Source organism: Burkholderia ubonensis, assembly GCF_001718695.1.
GTDB lineage: Bacteria > Pseudomonadota > Gammaproteobacteria > Burkholderiales > Burkholderiaceae > Burkholderia > Burkholderia ubonensis_B.
The window spans coordinates 539,496-563,210 of record NZ_CP013422.1; the positions used below are offsets into that span (position 1 = coordinate 539,496).

Sequence of the window (23,715 nt, forward strand, 5' to 3'; positions counted from 1 at the left end):
GACGGCGCGTCGCCGACGCGGGGCCGGGCGGGATCAGGTGATTTGACAATGGCGCGCGGCAATGCTGCATTTGCTGTAGCGCAGCATGCGGCGAACGGCAGCCGGATTTGACGTTTTCGCGCCGCGCAGCTTCACGCGGCGTTACAAAATGACGCAAATCGCACGCTGCCGGGCGCGGCGTGGCGGGCAACCGCGCAGCGCGTGCCCGGCGAGCTCAGGTGGCGAGGCTCGGGCCGGGCGATTTACAGATAGAACATCCGGTCTTCTTCCGGACGCGGCGGATGCGCTTCCTCGCCTTCCTCTTCGCCGCGGTCCTCGTAGAACGCGAGCACGGCGTCGAGCACCTGGTCGGGATCGTCGATCACCTGCATCAGGTTCATGTCTTCCGCATTGATGAGGCCGTTCGGGATCATCTGGTCGCGGAACCACTGCAGCAGCCCCTGCCAGAACGTGCTGCCGACGAGGATGATCGGCACGAGGCGCGACTTCTTCGTCTGGATCAGCGTGAGCACTTCGGACAGCTCGTCGAGCGTGCCGAAGCCGCCCGGCATCACGATCACCGCATCGGAGTTCTTCACGAACGTGACCTTGCGCGTGAAGAAGTGGCGGAAGCGCAGCGAGATGTCCTGGTAGTGGTTGCCGGCCTGCTCATGCGGCAGCTCGATGTTGAGGCCGACCGACGGCGCCTTGCCGGCGTGCGCGCCCTTGTTCGCCGCTTCCATGATGCCGGGGCCGCCGCCCGAGATCACCGCGAAGCCGGCGTCGGACAGCTTGCGCGCGATCTGCACCGCGAGCTTGTAGTGCGGCGTATCGGGCTTGAGACGGGCAGAACCGTAGATGCTGACGGCCGGGCGGATCTCCGACAGGTACTCGGTCGCCTCGATAAACTCTGCCATAATCGTGAACATCTGCCACGATGCGCGCGCCTTCTTGGCGGTCGCGCGTTCTTGATCTGCGAGCGAACGCAGACTCGGAATCACTTTTCTCTTGTTCATAATGCCTGAAGAACGAAATCTGGAAGGTAAGACCCTGCTATTGGTTGACGGTTCGAGCTATCTGTATCGGGCTTACCATGCGATGCCTGATTTGCGTGGCCCTGGCGGGGAGCCGACCGGAGCGCTCTACGGAATCATCAACATGCTGCGCCGTATGCGCAAGGAAGTCAGTGCAGAGTATAGCGCTTGCGTGTTCGATGCAAAGGGCAAGACGTTCCGCGATGACCTCTATGCCGACTATAAGGCAAACCGTCCGTCGATGCCGCCCGATCTCGCATTGCAGGTCGAGCCGATCCACGCGGCGGTGCGCGCGCTCGGCTGGCCGCTGCTGATGGTCGACGGGGTCGAGGCCGACGACGTGATCGGCACGCTCGCGCGCGAAGCCGAGCGGCACGGGATGAAGGTGGTCGTGTCGACGGGCGACAAGGATCTCGCGCAGCTCGTCACCGACGGCGTCACGCTCGTCAACACGATGACCAACGAGATACTCGACCGCGACGGCGTGATCGCGAAGTTCGGCGTGCCGCCGGAGCGGATCATCGACTACCTGGCGCTGATCGGCGACACCGTCGACAACGTGCCGGGCGTCGAGAAGTGCGGGCCGAAGACGGCCGTGAAGTGGCTGACGCAATACGACAGCCTCGACGGCGTGATCGAGCACGCGGGCGAGATCAAGGGCGTCGTCGGCGACAACCTGCGCCGCGCGCTCGACTTCCTGCCGCTCGGCCGCAAGCTCGTGACCGTCGAGACCGCCTGCGATCTCGCGCCGCATCTCGAATCGATCGAGGCGACGCTCGCGACCGACGGCGAGGCGCGCGACCTGCTGCGCGACATCTTCGCGCGCTATGGTTTCAAGACGTGGCTGCGCGAGATCGACAGCGCGCTCGAGGAAAGCGGCAGTGCCGACGCGCCGGACGGCGAGCCGGCGCCGGTCGTGACGGCTGGCGCCGTCCGCGAATACGACACGATCCAGACCTGGGCGCAGTTCGACGCATGGTTCGCGAAGATCGACGCGGCCGCGCTGACCGCGTTCGACACCGAGACGACGTCGCTCGACCCGATGACTGCGCGGCTCGTCGGCCTGTCGTTCTCGGTCGAGCCCGGCAAGGCCGCCTACCTGCCGGTCGCGCACCGCGGCCCCGACCTGCCCGAGCAGTTGCCGCTCGACGAGGTGCTTGCGCGCCTGAAGCCGTGGCTCGAATCGGCCGATCGCAAGAAGGTCGGCCAGCACCTGAAGTACGACGCGCAGGTGCTCGCGAACTACGGGATCGAACTGAACGGCATCGAGCACGACACGCTGCTCGAATCGTACGTGCTCGAATCGCACCGCACGCACGACATGGACAGCCTCGCGCTGCGTCATCTGGGCGTCAAGACGATCAAGTATGAAGACGTCGCAGGCAAGGGCGCGAAGCAGATCGGCTTCGACGAAGTGGCGCTCGCGCAGGCCGCCGAATACGCGGCCGAAGACGCGGACATCACGCTGCAGCTGCATCACGCGCTGTACCCGCAGGTCGCGCGCGAACCGGGCCTCGAGCGCGTGTACCGCGAGATCGAGATGCCGGTGTCGATCGTGCTGCGCAAGATGGAGCGCACGGGCGTGCTGATCGACGACGCGCGCCTGCAGGCGCAGAGCACCGAAATTGCGACGCGTCTCGTCGAGCTCGAGGCGCAGGCGTACGAACTGGCCGGCGGCGAATTCAATCTCGGTTCGCCGAAGCAGATCGGCCAGATCTTCTTCGAGAAGCTGCAGCTGCCGGTCGTGAAGAAGACGCCGAGCGGCGCGCCGTCGACCGATGAAGAGGTGCTGCAGAAGCTCGCGGAGGATTATCCGCTGCCGAAGCTGCTGCTCGAGCATCGCGGGCTGTCGAAGCTGAAGTCGACCTATACCGACAAGCTGCCGCGGATGGTCAACCCGGAAACGGGGCGCGTGCACACGAATTATGCGCAGGCGGTCGCGGTCACGGGCCGCCTCGCGTCGAACGATCCCAATCTTCAGAACATTCCGGTGCGCACCGCCGAAGGCCGGCGGATTCGCGAGGCGTTCATCGCGTCGCCCGGCCACCAGATCGTGTCGGCCGATTATTCGCAGATCGAACTGCGGATCATGGCGCACATCTCGGGCGACGCGTCGCTGCTGCGCGCGTTCTCGAACGGCGAGGACATCCACCGCGCGACCGCGGCCGAAGTGTTCGGCGTGACGCCGCTCGAAGTGACGGCCGACCAGCGCCGGATCGCGAAGGTGATCAACTTCGGGCTCATCTACGGGATGAGCGCGTTCGGGCTCGCGTCGAACCTCGGCATCACGCGCGACGCGGCGAAGCTGTACATCGACCGGTATTTCGCGCGCTACCCGGGCGTCGCGCAATACATGGAGGACACGCGCGCGATCGCGAAGGAGAAGGGCTACGTCGAAACCGTTTTCGGCCGCCGTCTGTGGCTGCCGGAGATCAACGGCGGCAACGGCCCGCGCCGCCAGGCGGCCGAGCGCGCCGCGATCAACGCACCGATGCAGGGCACCGCGGCCGACCTGATCAAGCTGTCGATGATCGCGGTGGACGACTGGCTCACGCGCGACGGCCTCGCGTCGCGGATGATCATGCAGGTGCACGACGAACTGGTGCTCGAGGTGCCCGAGGCCGAGCTGCCGCGCGTGCGCGAGAAACTGCCGGAAATGATGTGCGGCGTCGCGAAGCTGAAGGTGCCGCTCGTCGCCGAGGTCGGCGCCGGCGCGAACTGGGAAGAGGCCCACTGACCTGCGCCGCTACGCGCCCCCTGTGACCTGCGACATATTGTTGCAGAGGCGTCACTTCTTGAAACTGTTTGCTTGTGGTCAATGCGCAAGCTCCCGGACAATGCATGTCAGGCATCGCCTGACGGCGAAGCGCGACGCGCTTCGCGCGCCGGGAGCGGGCGCGTGGATGTGGTTCGAACTGCACATCAATGATGTTCGAACTGGTTCGCCACGGAGTCGCGCGGCCGCGATCGGTATCGCGCGGGCGCGGCCGGTTTTGAACAGCAAGGGGGAATCAGATGCATCGGATCATCATCGTAGGCGGGGGCGCGGGCGGCCTGGAACTGGCGACGCGGCTCGGCGATCGGTATGGCGCGCGCGGCAACCGTCCCGCGCAGGCGCTCGTCACGCTCGTCGATCGTTATCCGACGCACATCTGGAAGCCGCTGCTGCATGAGGTGGCGGCCGGCAGCATGGATCCCTTCACGCAGGAGCTCGAATATGCGGCGCAGGCGCGCTGGCACGGCTTCGAGTTCCAGCAGGGCGAGCTGGTCGGCCTCGATCGCGCGACGAAGCGGATCACGCTGTCGCCCGTCAACGACAGCGACGGCGCGGAGCTGCTGCCGCAGCGCACGCTCGACTATGACACCCTCGTGATCGCGATCGGCAGCACGACGCACTTCTTCGGCGTGCAGGGTGCGCAGGAGAATGCGATCGCGCTCGACACCGTCGCGGAGGCCGAGCGGTTCCGCAAGCGGCTGATCGCCGCGTGCATGCGCGCCGAGCACCAGGCACCGGCTGAGCCCGCACCGGGCGCGGCCGCCGAGCCGCGCATCCAGGTGGCGATCGTCGGCGGCGGCGCGACCGGCGTCGAGCTGTCGGCGGAGCTGCGCAATACCGCGCAGGTGCTGTCCGCGTACGGCCTGCACAAGCTCGACCCGCGGCACGACGTCGGCATCGTGCTGATCGAATCCGGTCCGCGGATTCTCCCGGCGCTGCAGGAGCGCGTGTCGACCGCGACGGCCGAGCTGCTCGAAAAGCTCGGCGTGCGGCTGATGCTGAGCGAGCGCGTGACCGAAGTCGCGCCGGGCGTCGTGCGCACTGCGAGCGGCAAGTCGGTGCGCGCCGACCTGACCGTCTGGGCGGCCGGCATCAAGGCGCCGGCCGTGCTGGCGCGGCTCGACGGCCTGCAGGTCAACAAGCTCGGCCAGCTGGACGTGCGCCGCACGCTGCAGACCGCCAATGACGACAACGTGTTCGCGCTCGGCGATTGCGCCGCATGCGCGTGGCCCGGCAACGAACGCAACGTGCCGCCGCGCGCGCAGGCCGCGCACCAGCAGGCGAGCTTCCTGCTCAAGGCGATCGGGTGCAAGCTGGAGGGGCGGCCGCTGCCCGAGTTTACCTATCGCGACTTCGGCTCGCTCGTGTCGCTCGGCCACTTCAGCGCGGTGGGCAACCTGATGGGCGGGCTGATCGGCGGCAACATGCTCATCGAAGGGCTGTTCGCGCGCTTCATGTACATGTCGCTGTACCGGCTGCACATCGCGGCGCTGCACGGCTATCCGCGGATGATGCTCGATACCGTTGCGCACTGGCTGCGGCGCACGACGCTGCCGCGCGTCAAGCTGCACTGACGACGGCGTGATGCGGTCCTGGCGGGCGGGGAATGCGCGACGAGCGGATTTCCCGCCCGTCGCCGTTTTGGGGCGTACGCGCGCAACCGGCTTCAGTCGTTTCGGCGACGCGTGCCGAGTGCGTCGAGTCTGATCGGGCGATGCGTCGATTGTACGCGGCGAAATGGATTCTTGCGTTCGGACAGTTGACGTGACAACGGATTATTGGGCATCGTGTGCGGGTTTCCGCTAGCGGCCGTGTGCCAACCACCGCAGCGCCCGCGTCGCGGGCCGGCGCGATGCCCCGTCATGTCGAAGCCGTCGTCGGCGTGATGGCGGCGCTCAATCGAGGAGTGCATTCATGTTGAAACCCGAAGTCGACAGCCTGGTTCCCCACGTTCCGTTTTCGCGCCGCAAGTTCATGCAGGCTACGCTCGGCGGCACCTTCGCGGCGGCGGTGCTGCCCGTGTCGGCGCAGACGATCACGACCGACAGCGCCGGGCTGGACGCCGGCACCATCGAGATTCGTTCGGGCGACGCGAGCGTGCCGGCTTATCGCGCGCAGCCGGCGGACAAGACCAACCTGCCCGTGGTGATCGTGATTCACGAGATCTTCGGCGTGCATGCGCACATCGCCGACATCTGCCGCCGTTTCGCGAAGCTCGGCTATCTGGCGATCGCGCCCGACCTGTTCGCGCGGCAGGGCGATGCGTCGAAGTATCCGACGATCAAGGAACTCGTCGACCACGTCGTCAGCAAGGTGCCGGACCGGCAGGTGACCGAGGATCTCGATGCGACGCTCGCGTGGGCGGGCAAGAACGGCGGCGACCTGGCGCGCGTCGGCGTGACGGGGTTCTGCTGGGGCGGCCGTCAGGCGTGGTTGTATGCGGAGCACAATCCGGGCGTGCGCGCGGCGATCGCGTGGTACGGGTTCGTCGAAGGCAAGACCGACGAGATGACGCCGTTCAATCCGGTCGATCATGCGTCGATGCTCAAGGTGCCCGTGCTCGGCCTGTATGGAGAGAAGGACGCGAACATCACGCAGGCATCGCTCGCGGACATGCGTGCGCAGATCCAGAAAAGCGACTCGAAGCTCGCGCGCGAGTCGGAGATCGTCGTGTATCCCGATGCGGGACACGCGTTCTTCGCGGATTACCGGCCGAGCTATGTGAAGGCCGATGCCGAGGACGGCTGGAAGCGCGCGATCGCGTGGTTCCACAAGTATGGCGTGATGTAAACGGAACGCGGCGGCCGAGGCCGCCGTGTCGTCGACGTGCGTCCGTCGGATGGCTTACGGATTCGGGCCGGTCGCGATCGGTCGCGACGGATCGGCGCACCATTCGCTCCACGAGCCGGGGTAGAGCGACGCGCCGTGCAGGCCCGCGATTTCCATTGCGAGCGCGTTGTGGCAGGCGGTCACGCCCGAGCCGCATTGCAGGATCGCGAGGTTCGGCTCGGTGCCGGCCAGCAGCGCGGAAAACGTCTCGCGCAGTTCGTGGCCGGTCTTGAAGCGGCCGTCCGCGGCCAGGTTGTCCTTGAAGAAGCGGTTGCGCGCGCCCGGGATGTGGCCGCCGACCGGATCGATCGTTTCGTTCTCGCCGCGATAGCGGTCCGCCGCGCGCGCATCGATCACGACGCGCGCATGCGACGTCAGGTTAGCGAGCACGGCCTGCGCATCGACCGTCGATTCGAGCGGCGCCTGCGCGCGGAAGTCGCCGCGCGACGGATGCGGCGTTTCGGGCGTCAGCGGCTGGCCGGCCGCTTGCCATGCCTGCAGCCCGCCGTCGAGGACGGCAACCGAATCGTGGCCGAGCCAGCGCAGCAGCCACCACAGGCGCGCCGCATAGGAGCCGCCCTGCGCATCGTAGGCGACGACCTGCTGGCCTTGCTTGAGCCCCCGGTCGACGAGCGTGGCGACGAGCGCGTCGCGCGTCGGCAGCGGGTGGCGGCCGTTGGTGCCGGTCTTCCGGCCGGACAGGTCGCGATCGAGATGCAGGTACTGCGCGCCGGGGATGTGTCCGGCTGCATACGCGGCTTCGCCCGCGCCGGTATCGGCGAGATCGAAGCGGCAATCGAACAGCGCGACGCTGGCGGGCGCGGCAGCGAGGCGTTCGGCGAGATTGGCCGCGGAGATGAGCGTGGTGTAATGGGTATGTGGCATGACGGCTCCTGATTGAGCAAACGGCCTGATGTTCTAAGTCTAAACAAAAAAAGACGGGTCGCAGCCCGTCTTTTCGTCATGCATCTTGATGCTTGAACATGCGGCGTCAGATGTCGCCCAGTTGGCGGCGCAGGAACTCGTGGAAGTGCTGCATGCCGTCTTCCATCGGGCTCTGGTACGGGCCGACCTGCGATTCGCCGCGCTCCATCAGCGCGCGGCGGCCGGCATCCATGCGCATCGCGATCTCGTCGTCCTCGATCGCCGTCTCCATGTATGCCGCGCGTTCCGCCTCGACGAACTCGCGCTCGAACAGCGCGATTTCCTCGGGATAATAGAACTCGACGATGTTGGTCGTCTTCTGCGGCCCGCGCGGAATCAGCCACGACACGACGAGCACGTGCGGATACCACTCGATCATCAGACCCGGGTAGTAGACCATCCAGATCGCGCCGAACTCCGGCGGCACGCCGTTGCGGAACTTCAGCACCTGCTCGTGCCACTTCTTGTACGTCGCGCTGCCCGGCTTCGCGAGCGCGTTGTGCACGCCGACCGTCTGCACGCTGTACCAGTCGCCGAACTCCCACTTCAGGTCGTCGCACGACACGAAGCTGCCGAGGCCGGGGTGGAACGGGACGACGTGGTAATCCTCGAGGTAGACCTCGATGAAGGTCTTCCAGTTATAGTCGCACTCGTGGACTTCGACGTGATCGAACTGGTACTCCGAGAAATCGAAGTGGTGTTTCGTGCCGAGGTTCGCGAGATCGCGCGCGACGTTGCGGCCTTCCGCCTCGAACAGCAGCCCCTGCCAGTTCTGCAGCGGCGACTTGCCGAGGTTCAGGCAAGGCTTGTCGGGGAAGTGCGGTGCGCCGAGCAGCTGGCCTTCCAGGTCGTACGTCCAGCGGTGCAGCGGGCACACGATGTTCTGCGCGTGGCCGCGTCCGTTCAGCATGATCGCCTGCCGGTGACGGCACACGTTCGACAGCAGTTCGACCTGGTTCGCCGGGTTGCGGACCAGCACGCGGCCTTCCTTCTCGGACGGCAGCGCAAAATAATCCCCCGCCTCGGGCACCATCAAATCGTGCCCGACGTAGCGAGGTCCTTTCTTGAAGAGTGTTTCGATTTCGCGCGCTAGCAGCGCCTCATCGAAGTATGCAGTGACTGGAAGCTGGCTGTGGGCCGACTTCAACTGAAGCGCATCGCTCAGATTGGACATTCCCACTCCCGGTGATAGCGTGAAAGCAGTGAACAACCCAACCATCGAAAAATCGATTTAGGGAAACGGAGAATTATACCCGGTTCCCTCGGCAAGGCCAGTATTAAGTGCCTGATTTGTGTCAATTTTTTGTCGGGCGGCCATCCGGAAGGGCACAATTTGCACCAAAGGTGGGGCCGGAGCGCACGCCGGACGCACCAAGTCGGCAGGTCGGAAAATTCTCTTTTGCCGTAGAATGTCCGACTTGTTTTGAAATTTGACACTTTGTCCATGGCGAAAACCGCATCCCCAGGCGCCACGCCGCCCGGCAATGGCACCGAGCCGTTGCCGGACAATTACGAGATGGCGCTCGCGGAGCTCGAGACGCTGGTTGCCCGGATGGAAGGCGGCGCGTTGAGCCTCGAGGATTCGCTCGCGGCCTATCGCCGTGGGGCCGCACTTGTTGCGTTTTGCCAACAGCAGCTCGAAAAAGTAGAGCAGCAGGTGCGCGTGCTTGACGGCGCGACCCTGAAGCCGCTTTCGGCCGGAGCGGCCGCCACGGACGGCGAAGACGACGATCTATGACATTCGAACAATGGATGCGGTCTGTGCTTGACCGTGTCGAGGATGCACTCGGCCACTACCTGCCGGCCGAAACTGTGGTGCCCGCACAACTCCACGAAGCGATGCGCTACGCGGTCCTCGGGGGCGGCAAGCGCGTGCGTCCGCTGCTGTGCCATGCGGCGGGCGAGCTGACCGGCGCCACCGAGGCGGCGCGCAATGCGGCGGCGGCGGCGCTGGAGATGATCCACGTCTATTCGCTCGTGCACGACGACATGCCGTGCATGGACGACGACGCGCTGCGGCGCGGCAAGCCGACCGTGCACGTGCAGTACGACGAGCCGACCGCGCTGCTGGTCGGCGACGCGCTGCAGTCGCAGGCGTTCGTCGCGCTGACGGACGCCGACGCGCTGGCGCCGGCGCAGCAGGCCGCGCTCGTGCGCGAGCTGGCGCTGGCGAGCGGCTCGATCGGCATGGCCGGCGGGCAGGCGATCGACCTGGCGAGCGTCGGCATGAAGCTCACGCGCGAGCAGCTCGAGACGATGCACCGGATGAAGACGGGCGCGCTGCTGCGCGCCGCCGTGCGGATGGGCGCGCTCGCGGGCGAGACCCCGTCCGCGGACGCGATGGCCGCGCTCGACGTCTACGCCGGCGCGGTCGGCCTGGCGTTCCAGGTCGTCGACGACATCCTCGACGTGACGACCGATTCGGCGACGCTCGGCAAGACGGCCGGCAAGGACGCCGCGAACGACAAGCCGACCTACGTGTCGATTCTCGGCCTCGATGCGTCGCGCGAGCTGGCCGCGCAGCTGCGCGCCGACGCGCACGCCGCGCTGCAACCTTTCGGCGCGCGCGCGCAGCGTCTCGCCGAACTTGCCGACCTGGTGGTGAACCGGGTCAGCTGACGCGAAAGCCCGCCGCCGCGCACACGCTACGGTGCGTGCAAAAGAATGCGGGCGCGTTTGATTTCCTACAATGGAACGACGATGTACGACTTGCTGAAAACTATCGACGATCCGGCCGACTTGCGCCGTCTCGATCGCCGCCAACTTCAACCGCTCGCCGACGAGCTGCGCGCGTTCGTCCTCGACAGCGTGTCGAAGACGGGCGGCCATCTGTCGTCCAACCTCGGGACGGTCGAGCTGACGATCGCGTTGCACTACGTGTTCAACACGCCGAACGACCGCATCGTCTGGGACGTGGGTCACCAGACCTATCCGCACAAGATCCTGACGGGCCGCCGCGACCAGATGCATTCGCTGCGCCAGCTCGACGGCATCTCGGGCTTCCCGCGCCGCTCGGAATCGGAATACGACACGTTCGGCACCGCGCACTCGAGCACGTCGATCTCCGCCGCGCTGGGCATGGCGATCGGCAGCCAGCTGAACGGCGACGACCGCTTCTCGATCGCGGTGATCGGCGACGGCGCGATGACCGCCGGCATGGCGTTCGAGGCGATGAACAACGCCGGCGTGAGCGAGGACGCGAAGCTGCTCGTGATCCTCAACGACAACGACATGTCGATCTCGCCGCCGGTCGGCGCGCTGAACCGCCATCTCGCCCGCCTGATGTCGGGCCGCTTCTATGCGGCCGCGCGCGCGGGCGTCGAGCGCGTGCTGAGCGTCGCGCCGCCGGTGCTCGAGCTCGCGCGCAAGCTCGAGGAGCACGCGAAGGGCATGGTCGTGCCCGCGACGCTGTTCGAGGAGTTCGGCTTCAACTACATCGGGCCGATCGACGGCCACGATCTCGATTCGCTGATCCCGACGCTGCAGAACATCAAGGAACTGCGCGGTCCGCAATTCCTGCACGTCGTGACCAAGAAGGGGCAGGGCTACAAGCTTGCCGAGGCTGATCCGGTGCTGTACCACGGCCCGGGCAAGTTCAATCCGGCCGAAGGCATCAAGCCGTCGGCGACGCCCGCGAAGAAGACCTATACGCAAGTGTTCGGTGAATGGCTGTGCGACGAGGCGGAACGCGATTCGCGCGTCGTCGGCATCACGCCCGCGATGCGCGAAGGCTCGGGCATGGTCGAGTTCGAGAAGCGCTTCAAGGATCGCTACTATGACGTCGGCATCGCCGAGCAGCATGCGGTGACGTTCGCGGGCGGCCTCGCGACCGAAGGGCTGAAGCCCGTCGTTGCGATCTACTCGACGTTCCTGCAGCGCGCGTACGACCAGCTGATCCACGACGTCGCGCTGCAGAACCTGCCGGTCGTGTTCGCAATCGACCGTTCGGGCCTCGTCGGCGCGGACGGCGCGACGCACGCGGGTGCATACGACCTCGCGTTCATGCGCTGCATCCCGAACATGACGGTCATGGTGCCGTCCGACGAGAACGAATGCCGCCAGATGCTGCACACCGCGCTGCAGCAGCCGAACCCGACCGCGGTGCGCTATCCGCGCGGCGCGGGCACGGGCGTCGCGACGGTGAAGGAATTCACCGAGATCCCGCTGGGCAAGGGCGAAGTGCGCCGCCGCACGTCGCAGCCGCAAGGCAAGCGAATCGCGATCCTCGCGTTCGGCACGATGGTCGCGCCGTCGCTCGCCGCGGCTGAGGAGCTCGACGCGACCGTCGCGAACATGCGCTTCGTGAAGCCGGTCGACGCTGTGCTCGTGCGCGAGCTGGCCGAGACGCACGACGCGCTCGTCACGATCGAGGAAGGCTGCGTGATGGGCGGCGCGGGTTCTGCGTGCGTGGAAGCCCTGATGGAGAGTGGGGTTATCCGACCCGTACTACAATTGGGCCTCCCTGACCGCTTCATCGATCACGGTGACCACGCGAAGCTGTTGTCGCAATGCGGCCTCGACGGCGCGGGCATCGCGAAATCGATTCGTGAACGCTTCCTCAGCCCGGTAGCCGATCTCGCCGGCGAGGCGAAGCGCGTCGCATAAACTGGCGCAACCGGTCTTCACTGATGCGACAAACATGGGCCTGCGGGCCCATGTTGCTTTTGTGCTGCCGCATGACGCGGCGTGCGCGTCGTCGGACGCGCGGACAACAAGGATTGAACAAGATGAACCAGATGAATCCCGCCTTCGTGATGCCCGACGTGCAGAGCACGGTGGATACCCGCCAGATTCCGATTCAGCGCGTGGGCGTGAAGGCGGTCCGGCATCCGTTGACGGTGCGCACGGAAAGTGGCGACATTCAGCCCTCCGTCGGTCTCTGGAATCTCGACGTCCATCTGCCGGCCGACCAGAAGGGCACGCACATGTCGCGTTTCGTCGCGTTGCTGGAAGAGCATCGCGCGCCGCTGACGACCGGCTTGTTCCGCGATGCTCGCGTCGATGCTGGAGAAGCTCGAAGCCGAGGCGGGCCGCATCGAGGTGACGTTCCCGTACTTCGTGAACAAGACCGCACCCGTGTCGGGCGTGCAGAGCCTGCTGGACTACGAAGTGACGCTCGCGGGCGAAAGCCGCGGCGGTGTGCGACCCGGCTGTTCCTGAAGGTGCTGGTGCCGGTCACGAGCCTGTGCCCGTGCTCGAAGAAGATCTCGCAGTACGGCGCGCACAATCAGCGCTCGCACGTGACGATCGATGCCGAACTCGCGGCCGACGTGCCGGTCGAGGCGCTGATCCGGATGGCCGAGGAAGAGGCGTCGTGCGAACTGTGGGGACTGCTGAAGCGTCCGGACGAGAAGTTCGTCACCGAGCGCGCGTACGAGAACCCGAAATTCGTCGAGGACCTGGTGCGCGACGTCGCGCAGCGGCTCGATGCCGACGAGCGCATCGTGGCCTACGTGCTCGAAGCCGAGAACTTCGAGTCGATCCACAATCACAGCGCGTATGCGCTGATCGAGCGGGACAAGCGGCTGGCCGCATAACACGCCGTTTCGCGCCGTTTCGTTCGCTCAGGCAGAAAGAGAAAGGCCGCTCAGTTCGAGCGGCCTTTCGTTTGTGCGGGCAGCGTGCGCGACGCGGGTCGGCGCGCTCAGCGCGCGAGCGACGCGAGATCCCAGCGCGGCTTCACGGTGAACGCATAGTCGGCGTTCGCCTGCTCGGGCCAGCGCGCGAGCCGCAGCGCGCCCGCGAGCGCGATCATCGCGCCGTTGTCGGTGCACAGCGCGAGATCCGGGTAGTGCACGTCGAAGCCGCGCTTCGCGGCGGCGGCCGACAGCGCGGCGCGCAGTTGCCGGTTCGCGCCGACGCCGCCCGCGACCACGAGACGCTTGAGCTTCGTCTTCTTGAGGGCCGCGAGCGACTTCGCGACGAGCACGTCGACGGCCGCGTCGACGAAACCGCGCGCGAGGTCCGCCTTCGCGCGCTCGAGTGCGTCGCCGGTCAGTTTCGCGGCCTCGAACTTCTTCATCTGCGTCAGCACGGCGGTCTTCAGGCCGCTGAAGCTGAAGTCGAGATCGCCGGAGTGCAGCATCGGGCGCGGCAGCACGACGGCGCCCGGCGTGCCGGTTTCCGCGAGCTTCGACACTTCCGGGCCGCCCGGGTAGCCGAGGCCGATCAGCTTCGCGGTCTTGTCGAACGCTTCGCCGGCGGCGTCGTCGAGTGTCTCGCCGAGCGTTTCGTACACGCCGACGTCGGTCACGCGCATCAGTTGCGTATGGCCGCCCGACACGAGCAGCGCGACGAACGGAAACGGCGGCGGCTCCGCGACGAGCAGCGGCGACAGCAGGTGGCCTTCGAGATGATGGATGCCGACGGTCGGCTTGTTCCACGCGAGCGCGAGCGCGTTCGCGATGCTCGCGCCGACGAGCAGCGCGCCGGCCAGCCCCGGGCCTTGCGTGAAGGCGATCGCATCGATGTCTTCGCGCCGCGTGCCGCTTTGTGCGATGACTTCCTCGAGCAGCGGCAGCGCGCGGCGGATGTGGTCGCGCGATGCGAGTTCGGGCACGACGCCGCCGTAGTCGCGGTGCATCGCGATCTGCGAATGGAGGGCGTGCGCCAGCAGCCCGCGCTGCGTGTCGTAGAGCGCGAGGCCGGTTTCGTCACAGGAGCTTTCGATGCCGAGAACGAGCATGGTATGGGTCAGGGCGCGCCGTGTCGCGAGACGTCGCCGGAATGTCAACGTAACCAAAAAGTATAGCAGGCGCACGCTTCCTGCCGCTGGCCGCGGCGCGGGCCAGGCCGGGTACAATCCGCGCCATGGAAACTTTTGACATTGCCGTGATCGGCGCGGGCGCCGCCGGCATGATGAGCGCGGCGGTGGCCGGGCAGCTCGGCCGCCGCGTCGTGCTGGTCGACCACGCGCCGCGACTCGCCGAGAAAATCCGCATCTCGGGCGGCGGCCGCTGCAACTTCACGAACCTGTACGCGGGCCCCGACAATTACTTGTCGGCCAATCCCCATTTTTCCCGCTCGGCGCTCGCGCGCTATACGCCGCGCGATTTCCTCGGGCTGCTCAAGCGCCATCGGGTGACCTGGCACGAAAAGCACAAGGGCCAGCTGTTCTGCGACCACGGCAGCGACGCGATCATCGACGTGCTGAAGCGCGAGTGCGACGCCGGCGGCATCGCATGGCGCCGGCCGGTCGTCGTCGACGCGGTGCGCCATGCGCCGGCCGACGGCTTCACGCTGGACACAGCGGGCCCGATCGCGGCGCGCGCGCTGATCATCGCCACCGGCGGCCTGTCGATCCCGAAGATCGGTGCGACCGACTTCGGCTACCGGATCGCGAAGCAGTTCGGCCACAAGCTCGTCGATACGCGGCCCGCACTCGTGCCGCTCACCTTCGCGCAGCACGACTGGGCGCCGTTCGCCGCGCTGTCCGGCGTGTCGCTCGAGGTGCGCGTGTCGACCGGCGAGCGCAAGCGCGGCGGCGAATTCGTCGAGGATCTGCTGCTGACGCACCGTGGGCTGTCCGGGCCCGGCATCCTGCAGATTTCGAGCTACTGGCAGCCCGGCGAGCCGATACGCGTCGACCTGCTGCCGCAGCGCGACGTCGTCGCCGATCTGCTCGAGGCCAAGCGCGCGTCGAAGCGCCAGGTCGGCTCGCTGCTCGCGGAGTGGGTGCCGTCGCGCCTCGCGCACGCGTGGCTCGACACGCATCGGGTGGCCGCCGACATGCGGCTCGCCGATCTGCCGGACAAGGCGCTGCGGCAGGTCGGGGAGGCGCTCGGCGGCTGGACGCTGACGCCGAACGGCACCGAGGGCTACAAGAAGGCCGAGGTGACGCGGGGCGGCGTGGATACCCGCGAGCTGTCGTCGGCGACGCTGATGAGCGCGCGGGTGCCCGGCCTGTTCTTCGTCGGCGAAGCGGTGGACGTGACCGGCTGGCTGGGCGGCTACAACTTCCAGTGGGCCTGGGCGTCGGGGACGGCCGCGGGAGAAGCCGCGGCGGAGTTCAGCCGCGCCGCGTGACGTGCGGCGCAGCGCCGCGCGCGGCGGGGCCCGGCCCTTATCCCTCGCGAGGTCGCTCTGCTATACTCGTGAATCTTCCCTGCAAACTTTTTTACGTGTCGGGTCATGACGATCATTCGCGTTAAAGAAAACGAGCCGTTTGAAGTTGCCATGCGTCGCTTCAAGCGCACGATCGAAAAGAACGGTCTGCTGACCGAACTTCGTGCGCGCGAGTTCTACGAGAAGCCGACGGCCGAGCGCAAACGCAAGAAGGCTGCAGCAGTGAAGCGTCACTACAAGCGCATCCGCAGCCAGATGCTGCCGAAGAAGCTGTACTGAATGATGTCGCGCCGCGCGGTTCGCTGAGCGGCGCACCGGCGGTTCCGTCGCGAGTCGCCGATGCCGGATTCGAGCAACCCGCTTGAGACAGTGTCCCAAGCGGGTTTTTGTGTTGACGTCCGTCAATGGGCGTCGAATTCACGTTTCCATTCCCGGGTGAAAGATGAGTTTGAAAGACCAGATCAGCGAAGACATGAAGGCGGCGATGCGCGCGAAGGAAGCCGAGCGTCTCGCGACGATTCGCCTGCTGTTGGCCGCGATCAAGCAGCGTGAGGTCGACGAGCAGATCACGCTCGACGATGCCGCCGTCACGGCCGTGATCGACAAGATGATCAAGCAGCGCAAGGATTCGATCAGCCAGTTCCAGGCGGCGGGCCGCGACGATCTCGTTGCGAAGGAGCAGGCCGAGCTGACGGTGCTGAGCGGCTACATGCCCGCGCAGCTGTCGGAGGCCGAGGTGGCCGCCGAAGTCCAGGCCGCGGTCGCGCAGACCGGCGCGGCCGGCTCGCAGGACATGGGCAAGGTGATGGGCGTGCTGAAGGGCAAGCTCGCCGGCCGTGCCGACATGACCGCCGTTTCCGCGCTCGTCAAGGCCGCGCTCTCGAAGTAAAGTCCGTGCCCGGCGCGCGCTGACATCGCGCGCGCCGGGTCGCTCCGCATCGTTTTTTTCCGTTCGATCCCACGGTGATTCCGCATTCGTTCCTGCAGGATTTGCTGAACCGCGTCGATATCGTCGACGTGGTGGGCCGGTACGTGCAGCTCAAGAAGGGCGGCGCCAATTTCATGGGGCTGTGCCCGTTCCACAACGAGAAGAGCCCGTCGTTCACCGTCAGTCCGACCAAGCAGTTCTATCACTGCTTCGGCTGCGGCGCCCACGGCACGGCGATCGGCTTCCTGATGGAGCATGCGGGGCTGTCGTTCCCGGAAGCCGTGCAGGAGCTCGCGCAGTCGGTCGGCCTGACCGTGCCCCACGAACCGTCGCCGATGCGCGGCGGTGGAGGCGGCGGCGACTATCCGTCGCAGCCGGAGCCGGCCGTATCGAAATCGGTGGCGACCGCGCTCTCCGACGTGATGGCCGCCGCGTGCGACTACTACCGCAAGCAGCTGCGCGGCGCGCCCGCGGCGATCCAGTATCTGAAGAAGCGGGGGCTGACCGGCGAGGTTGCGGCCCGGTTCGGCCTCGGCTATGCGCCGGACGGCTGGCAGAACCTCGAGGCGGCGTTTCCCGACTATCGGGACGATGCGCTGGTCGAGTCCGGGCTCGTGATCGTCAGCGAGAAGACCGACGCGCAGGGCGTCGCGCGGCGCTACGACCGCTTCCGCGAACGGATCATGTTCCCGATCCGCAACGTGAAGGGGCAGGTGATCGGCTTCGGCGGCCGCGTGCTCGGCAGCGGCGAGCCCAAGTATTTGAATTCGCCCGAAACGCCGCTATTTAACAAGGGCAGCGAGCTGTACGGGCTGTTCGAGGCGCGGCTCGCGATCCGCGAGCGCAAGTATGTGCTCGTCGTCGAAGGCTACATGGACGTCGTCGCGCTCGCGCAGCTCGGCTTCCCGAACGCGGTCGCGACGCTCGGCACCGCATGCACGCCGATCCACGTGCAAAAGCTGATGCGGCAGACCGACACGGTGATCTTCAGCTTCGACGGCGACGCGGCCGGGCGCCGCGCGGCGCGGCGGGCGCTCGAGGCATGCCTGCCGCACGCGGCGGACAACCGGACGATCCGGTTCCTTTTTCTGCCGACCGAGCACGACCCGGACAGCTACGTGCGTGAATTCGGCGCGGACGCGTTTTCCGAGCAGGTCGAGCGGGCGATGCCGCTGTCGCAGTTCCTGCTGAACGAGGCGATCGCCGGCAAGGCGCTCGACCAGCCGGAGGGCCGCGCGAAGGCGCTGTTCGATGCGAAGCCGCTGCTGCAGGCGCTGCCCGCGAATGCGTTGCGCGCGCAGATCATGCACATGTTCGCGGACCGGCTGGACATTCCGTTCGAGGAGGTGGCGGGGCTGTCCGACGTCGATACGCGGCTCGCTGCGCCGCCGCGCCAGGCGCCCGCGCGCAGCGATCGGCGCCGCGTGACGGACAACGAGAAGCGCGCGTTGCGCAACCTCGTGATGCATCCGCGCGTTGCCGTGCAGCTCGACGACGAGCAGGTCGCAACGCTGCGGGCGCTGCCGCGGATCGGCGAGCTGTTCGGCGAAGTCGTCGATCATGCGCGTGCGCTGGGTGACGGTGCGGAGTTCAGATTGTTGTCGGATGTGCTGAGGACGTCCTCGAATGCAGCGACTTACGAGGAAATCTTCCGCGAAATTCTGGACTATGATGAAAACGTCCGCGATCTGCTGTTACAGAATCCGGACGACGAGACGGTGCCCGAACGGCAGCGTGAGCAGGAACGGATCGCGGGGGAGGAGCTTCAGGCGGCTGTGCTCAAGATGCGCTACGACGCATGTTGCGACCGGCTTGACCGGCTTTCGCGGCAATCCACCTTCACACCCGAGGAGCGGGCTGAATTGACGGAATTGAACCAGCAGCGGGCCGACATGAAGCGTCGGCTCGGGCTGTAGGCGGCCGGGGCGCCAAGAGAGGGCTCCCCAGCGTGCTATAATATAAGGTTTCCAGCGGTTTGTTTTCTAAGCAGAGGCGAGATTCGCGATGGCAAAGACGACAGGCGGAAAGAAAGCAGCGGGCAAGGGCTCGACGGAGCCGACCAAGAAGGTCACAGCGGCCAAGTCTGCTTCTTCCGCCAGGACGGTGTCTTCCGCCACGACGGCCACGGCAAGAAAAAAAACCGCGGCCGGCACCGCTCAGGCTGCGCCGGCGCAGGCAGCCAGAACACGGGCTGCCGCCAGACCCGACTCCGGGCCGGCCAAGCCGGTGGCGAAGCGGGCAAGTGCGAAAAGCGCAAGGGACGCGGCTGCCGCGGCGGACGAAACGGCAGTACGTAATACTCATGCACCCACGGTTCAACCGGCTGTCGTCCAGCAGCCGCGAGTCGATTTAGCCGGTACGGCGAACTCCATGACGAAAAAGCTGAACGAAGTATCCGTCGATGACGACGCAAATCAGAGCGACGAGCAGCCTGCTGCGGCTGCCGCTGGCAAATCCAAGGTGCGCGATCGCCGCGCCAAGGAGAAGGCGCTGCTGAAGGAAGCGTTCGCGACGAGCACGCCCGGCACGGCCGAGGAGCTCGAAGAGCGTCGCGTGAAGCTGCGCGCGCTCATCAAGCTCGGCAAGGAGCGCGGCTTCCTCACGTATGCCGAAATCAACGACCACCTGCCGGACAACTTCACCGAGACCGAAGCCCTCGAAGGCATCATCGGCACGTTCAACGACATGGGCGTGGCGGTCTACGAGCAGGCGCCGGACGCGGAAACGCTGCTCTTGAACGACAACGCGCCGGCGGCGTCGTCGGACGATGAAGTCGAAGAGGAAGCGGAAGTTGCGCTGTCCACCGTCGATTCCGAATTCGGCCGCACGACCGATCCGGTGCGGATGTACATGCGCGAAATGGGCACGGTCGAGCTGCTCACGCGCGAAGGCGAAATCGAGATCGCGAAGCGGATCGAGGACGGCCTGCGCCACATGGTGATGGCGATTTCCGCGTGCCCGACGACGATCGCCGACATCCTCGCGATGGCCGAGCGCGTCGCGAACGAAGAGAGCCGTATCGACGAGCTCGTCGACGGCCTGCTCGATCCGAATGCGTCGGACACCGACACCGACGGCTTCTCCGCGAAGGCGGCGGAAGAGATCGAGAACGAGGACGACGAAGCCGAAGAGGAAGAGGAAGAAGAGGAAGAGGAGGACGATGACGGCGCCGCGCAGGCGACCGCCAACGCCGCCCAGCTCGAAGCCCTCAAGCGCGCATCGCTCGAGAAGTTCGCGCAGATCAGCGAATGGTTCGACAAGATGCGCCGCGCGTTCGAGAAGGAAGGCTACAAGTCGAAGTCCTACCTGAAGGCGCAGGAAACGATCCAGTCCGAGCTGATGACGATCCGCTTCACCGCGCGCACCGTCGAGCGCCTGTGCGACACGTTGCGTGCGCAAGTGGATGAGGTGCGTCAGGTCGAGCGTCAGATCCTGCACATCGTCGTCGACAAGTGCGGGATGCCGCGTTCGGAATTCATCGCGCGCTTCCCCGGTAGCGAGACGGATCTCGACTGGGCCGAGAAGGTCGCAGCCGAAGGGCATTCGTACAGCGCGGTGCTGTCGCGCAACATCCCGGCGATCCGCGAACAGCAGCAGCGCCTGCTCGACCTGCAGGCGCGCGTCGTGCTGCCGCTGAAGGACCTGAAGGAAACCAACCGCCAGATGGCGGCGGGCGAATTGAAGGCGCGTCAGGCGAAGCGCGAGATGACCGAGGCGAACCTGCGTCTCGTGATCTCGATCGCGAAGAAGTACACGAACCGCGGCCTGCAGTTCCTGGACCTGATCCAGGAAGGCAACATCGGCCTGATGAAGGCGGTGGACAAGTTCGAATACCGTCGCGGCTACAAGTTCTCGACGTATGCGACGTGGTGGATCCGCCAGGCCATCACGCGTTCGATCGCGGACCAGGCGCGCACGATCCGGATTCCGGTTCACATGATCGAGACGATCAACAAGATGAACCGCATCTCGCGGCAGATCCTGCAGGAAACCGGTCTCGAGCCGGATCCGGCAACGCTCGCCGAGAAGATGGAAATGCCGGAAGACAAGATCCGCAAGATCATGAAGATCGCGAAGGAGCCGATCTCGATGGAAACGCCGATCGGTGACGACGACGATTCCCATCTCGGCGACTTCATCGAGGACAACAACACGGTCGCGCCGGCGGATGCCGCGCTGCATGCGAGCATGCGCGATGTCGTGAAGGATGTGCTCGATTCGCTGACGCCGCGCGAGGCGAAGGTGCTGCGGATGCGTTTCGGTATCGAGATGAGCACCGATCACACGCTCGAGGAAGTCGGCAAGCAGTTCGACGTCACGCGTGAGCGGATCCGTCAGATCGAGGCGAAGGCGCTGCGCAAGCTGCGTCACCCGAGCCGTTCCGACAAGCTGAAGTCGTTCCTCGAAGGGAACTGATCTCCAGCGTTTCACTTGCGAACGCCGCCGGCATCCACGCGATGCCGGTGGCGTTTGTCCTCTCCCCGCCGCTTTGTTGTTACAATGCCGGCCCGGCGTCTTCGCCGCAACTGCGCGCCGCACGCCTGGTTTCACATCGGGGCCCCTAGCTCATGCTTGGTTAGAGCAGCGAACTCATAATTCGTTGGTGCCGGGTTCGACTCCCGGGGGGCCCACCAGATTTCCTTTCCGGTCGATGCGTTGCGTTGTTGTGCCGTTAAGCATAAAGTGGCCACTTGGACACGTTATGCTTTATTTTCCGATGGGACGCATTTTGCTTTATCGGGAATCGGTGGTAGCGTGAAAAGCTTTGTGCGCGGTATGCAGCCGCGAATGGGCGTAAAAAAGCCGGCATGCACGCCGGCTTTTTCGCTGTGAAGGGGGGACGGGCGCCTAGCTCACGCCAAGCGCCTCCTTGACCTCCTGGAGCACGTCTATGACGCCGCGGATGCTGCCCAGGACTTCCTTGGGCACTCGAGCATTAAGCTCCCGCAGATTGATGGCCTTGCCGTCGGCGATGATGTCCCGGCATGCCGCCTCGATGACGGTGCGGGCATTGACTACGCTCTGTTCTTTCCGGCGCTGCATATAGTGCCTCCAGCGTTCGGCGAGGACGCGCGCTTCCTTGTTCGCATTCTGGTACAGCAGCCTGGTGTCGACGTCGAGGCGGCGTGATGCCTCCGCTACGCTGATGATGGACGGAAGTCTGCTGAACGTGTGCAATTCGTCGCGAACCTTCTCCCAGTCGATTGAGCGGGCGGTCGCCCGTTTTGTCTCAGCGGGGAACAGCATCGCGAGCTGGTGGACTTCTGCCGTGCGGGGAGTCCAACCGTCTAAATTGCCCGTTAGCAACCGCGGGAGTGGCAATCCGGTCTGTGACGCGATGCGCAAATGTGCTGGTAACGCAGGAGCGCCGCCTTCCTTCAACCAGTGATGCACCGTAGTCTTGCTCAGGCCCAGACGCCGGGCAAAAACTGCTCCCTTTCCGTTGTCGACCTGGGTAACAAGCGTTTGTATTGCGTCAAGCATCCCCTGCCGGACAGGCGGCGCTTCGAATGACGCTTGAGCTTCCAGCATCGCCCCGACCTGAGTCGCCTTCCAGAGCTCCTCCGGAGAAGCAGGCGCAGGCGGCTCTCCATCGCCGAGAAAAGCCCCGCAGTGCGCGCACCAGCCGGGAACGACGTAGGCCGACTTGTGCCGCGCGTCAGCGCGTCCGCAATCCGGACAGATGTGCACCAACTCGACCTTGTGCTGGGCGCATACATTCACTGCACCCACGTCCCATGCCAGGCGGAAATAGGGCGTTTTGCCGCTGCCCCGGTCCTCTGCGAAGCATGCCGGACACCAACGTGAGCACGTCGCGGCCAGGCTGGTTTGAGCAATAACGTCACGCCATGGCAACAGTGTGAGTCTGTCGAGTCGTTCGACGCTCGTAAGAGCTGAGAGCGCGGCAGACCAGTTGCTCGCTGCTTCTCCGACGCCGCCGATGTTCCCCACATGCCATTCATGCTTCGCCGAAAGCTCCCAGCCAACAGTTTTGGCGACTTGCCGGCAAAGCGCTGCCGCCGACACGCTGTGCGACACGGCCAGCCGGCAGAAGTAGCTGAGCAGGCTTTCAACCTCGGGCGTGCCGAGGCCGATGGGTTCGAGAGCGTGCAGTGTCGAGCGTGGATTTGAAATTGTGTAACTCATGCGGCACTCCTTCTGCCAGCTGATGCCTGACGCTGCGGCCGACGCATGATGCGGGTGAGGCCGGGATTGATGGCCTCCTCGCCGTCGAGGATTTCGGTCAATATCCGGTCGCGCTGTGCTTCGGTGAGCAGCGCTCGCCGTAGCGCGTCCTCTGACCAACGCCCGTCGGCTTCGGCCAGCCTGGCTGCTCGAGTGAGCACGCTGCTCAACGTGCCGATGCAGCCCAGCGTGTTCTCGTGGAGCGCTCCTGCGTAACGTGTCAGTTCGCCGCCCCAGAGTTCAGGAAGCATCTTTTCGAATGCCTGGATGCAGGCGAAGAACGCTCGAACATCCTCGGGACGGTCCTGCCGATAGCGTTCGAAATGCAGGACATGCGAGCGTCGGGCGAGTTGGCCGGACAACGACATGAGCCGGTACAGGTCGTAGGAGCCGACCAACACCATCTGCGTGCCGCACTGGTTCACCAATGACTTCAGCGTATCAAGCTGAATCTCCAGCTTGGAACTGCCGCGCGTCTGGTGAATGATGTGAGCGGCTTCGTCAATGACGAGGAACTGGACTTGCCGCTCGCGCAGCCCACGTTCGACGGCCGTTCTCAGCGCCGCGAGGCTGTTGCCACTGGCACCGCGCGGCCGGACCATGCGTCCAGACTGCTGGTCGATACCATAGGCCGCTTTCGGCGAGTCGAGGTCGTCGCCAAGCTGAGCGAGAATCTGCCGATAGAAAAGTCTCCACGAGAACTCGTTCTCACCAGAGGCAGGTGCCTCGACGAAGATGGCCGGAATCGTTCCGGCGTCGGCTTCCATTGCCGCGGAGGCGCGCTCAACTGCCGCCTCGACCATGTATCTGGCCAGCGTGGTCTTGCCGGCGCCAGTCGGGCCGCAAACGAGGAGCGTGCTGTCCTGGCTGCCGGGGTAAATCAAGGTTTCCAGTTCAGACATGACTTGCGCGATGCGCGGGTGTCTGATGCGCTTGCCGAGCAGCATGCTCGCCGAATTCGGAATCGGCGAAAGTGGTGCGGAGTGTTGTTTCAT

18 protein-coding genes and 1 tRNA gene are annotated in these 23,715 nt (G+C 65.7%); 13 read left to right on the forward strand and 6 right to left on the reverse strand.

The features are described 5' to 3' along the window. Positions 1-242: 242 nt before the first annotated feature. The gene (locus WJ35_RS22355; RefSeq protein WP_010089133.1) at positions 243-995 is read right to left on the reverse strand and encodes a TIGR00730 family Rossman fold protein; all 753 of its coding nucleotides are present in this window, start codon (positions 993-995) and stop codon (positions 243-245) included. Position 996: 1 nt separating this feature from the next. Here WJ35_RS22355 and polA point away from each other — a divergent pair, with 1 nt between their 5' ends. From polA to WJ35_RS22370, 3 genes are all read left to right on the forward strand, one after another. Beyond that, positions 997-3,750: a DNA polymerase I gene (polA, locus tag WJ35_RS22360; protein ID WP_060233855.1), complete on the forward strand. Its 2,754-nt coding sequence runs from the start codon at positions 997-999 to the stop codon at positions 3,748-3,750. 278 nt (positions 3,751-4,028) lie between these two features. Continuing rightward, a complete protein-coding gene (locus WJ35_RS22365) occupies positions 4,029-5,363 on the forward strand; it encodes an NAD(P)/FAD-dependent oxidoreductase (protein WP_069240034.1) in 1,335 nt (444 codons plus the stop codon). 340 nt (positions 5,364-5,703) lie between these two features. Then, the gene (locus WJ35_RS22370; protein WP_060233857.1) at positions 5,704-6,579 is read left to right on the forward strand and encodes a dienelactone hydrolase family protein; all 876 of its coding nucleotides are present in this window, start codon (positions 5,704-5,706) and stop codon (positions 6,577-6,579) included. Positions 6,580-6,633: 54 nt separating this feature from the next. On the opposite strand, the gene WJ35_RS22375 is transcribed toward WJ35_RS22370, so the two are convergent. After that, positions 6,634-7,503 carry a sulfurtransferase gene (locus tag WJ35_RS22375; RefSeq protein ID WP_010089138.1) on the reverse strand — a complete coding sequence of 290 codons (870 nt, stop codon included), beginning with the start codon at positions 7,501-7,503 and terminating at the stop codon, positions 6,634-6,636. A 106-nt stretch (positions 7,504-7,609) separates the two neighbouring features. Beyond that, on the reverse strand, positions 7,610-8,716 hold the full coding sequence (locus WJ35_RS22380; RefSeq protein ID WP_010089139.1) for an aromatic ring-hydroxylating oxygenase subunit alpha: 1,107 nt from the start codon (positions 8,714-8,716) through the stop codon (positions 7,610-7,612). Between the two features lie 270 nt (positions 8,717-8,986). Between WJ35_RS22380 and WJ35_RS22385 the strand changes: the two genes are divergently transcribed. The 4 genes from WJ35_RS22385 (at position 8,987) to folE2 (ending at position 13,079) form a co-directional block, all read left to right on the forward strand. Then, a complete protein-coding gene (locus WJ35_RS22385; RefSeq protein WP_029226105.1) occupies positions 8,987-9,280 on the forward strand; it encodes an exodeoxyribonuclease VII small subunit in 294 nt (97 codons plus the stop codon). After that, positions 9,277-10,161 carry a polyprenyl synthetase family protein gene (locus tag WJ35_RS22390; RefSeq protein ID WP_060233859.1) on the forward strand — a complete coding sequence of 295 codons (885 nt, stop codon included), beginning with the start codon at positions 9,277-9,279 and terminating at the stop codon, positions 10,159-10,161. Before WJ35_RS22385 ends, WJ35_RS22390 begins: the two co-directional genes overlap by 4 nt. 81 nt (positions 10,162-10,242) lie before the next feature. Next, positions 10,243-12,147: a 1-deoxy-D-xylulose-5-phosphate synthase gene (gene dxs, locus WJ35_RS22395; RefSeq protein WP_069240035.1), complete on the forward strand. Its 1,905-nt coding sequence runs from the start codon at positions 10,243-10,245 to the stop codon at positions 12,145-12,147. A 149-nt stretch (positions 12,148-12,296) separates the two neighbouring features. After that, positions 12,297-13,079, forward strand: a complete 783-nt coding sequence (gene folE2, locus WJ35_RS22400; RefSeq protein WP_230459762.1) for a GTP cyclohydrolase FolE2 — start codon at positions 12,297-12,299, stop codon at positions 13,077-13,079. A gap of 107 nt (positions 13,080-13,186) precedes the next feature. Here folE2 and tsaD read toward each other — a convergent pair whose 3' ends face one another. Next, positions 13,187-14,227 (reverse strand): tRNA (adenosine(37)-N6)-threonylcarbamoyltransferase complex transferase subunit TsaD, encoded by a 1,041-nt coding sequence (tsaD, locus tag WJ35_RS22405; RefSeq protein ID WP_060233865.1) that lies wholly within the window; start codon positions 14,225-14,227, stop codon positions 13,187-13,189. A 125-nt stretch (positions 14,228-14,352) separates the two neighbouring features. On the opposite strand from tsaD, the gene WJ35_RS22410 reads away from it, so the two are divergent. From WJ35_RS22410 to WJ35_RS22440, 6 genes are all read left to right on the forward strand, one after another. After that, positions 14,353-15,567: an NAD(P)/FAD-dependent oxidoreductase gene (locus WJ35_RS22410; RefSeq protein ID WP_069240036.1), complete on the forward strand. Its 1,215-nt coding sequence runs from the start codon at positions 14,353-14,355 to the stop codon at positions 15,565-15,567. Between the two features lie 105 nt (positions 15,568-15,672). Then, the gene (gene rpsU / locus WJ35_RS22415) at positions 15,673-15,885 is read left to right on the forward strand and encodes a 30S ribosomal protein S21 (RefSeq protein ID WP_004190342.1); all 213 of its coding nucleotides are present in this window, start codon (positions 15,673-15,675) and stop codon (positions 15,883-15,885) included. A gap of 163 nt (positions 15,886-16,048) precedes the next feature. Continuing rightward, entirely contained in the window at positions 16,049-16,495 is a 447-nt protein-coding gene (locus WJ35_RS22420; RefSeq protein ID WP_060233869.1) for a GatB/YqeY domain-containing protein, read from the forward strand. A gap of 74 nt (positions 16,496-16,569) precedes the next feature. After that, positions 16,570-18,450, forward strand: coding sequence for a DNA primase (gene dnaG / locus WJ35_RS22425; protein WP_069240037.1), 1,881 nt, complete (start codon positions 16,570-16,572; stop codon positions 18,448-18,450). Between the two features lie 88 nt (positions 18,451-18,538). Continuing rightward, on the forward strand, positions 18,539-20,950 hold the full coding sequence (rpoD, locus tag WJ35_RS22435; protein WP_080434861.1) for an RNA polymerase sigma factor RpoD: 2,412 nt from the start codon (positions 18,539-18,541) through the stop codon (positions 20,948-20,950). 139 nt (positions 20,951-21,089) lie between these two features. After that, positions 21,090-21,168, forward strand: a tRNA-Ile gene (locus tag WJ35_RS22440). A 214-nt stretch (positions 21,169-21,382) separates the two neighbouring features. Here WJ35_RS22440 and WJ35_RS22445 read toward each other — a convergent pair. Then, positions 21,383-22,681 carry a TniQ family protein gene (locus tag WJ35_RS22445; RefSeq protein ID WP_060091823.1) on the reverse strand — a complete coding sequence of 433 codons (1,299 nt, stop codon included), beginning with the start codon at positions 22,679-22,681 and terminating at the stop codon, positions 21,383-21,385. Further along, positions 22,678-23,715, reverse strand: a complete 1,038-nt coding sequence (locus WJ35_RS22450; RefSeq protein WP_060091825.1) for an AAA family ATPase — start codon at positions 23,713-23,715, stop codon at positions 22,678-22,680. Before WJ35_RS22450 ends, WJ35_RS22445 begins: the two co-directional genes overlap by 4 nt.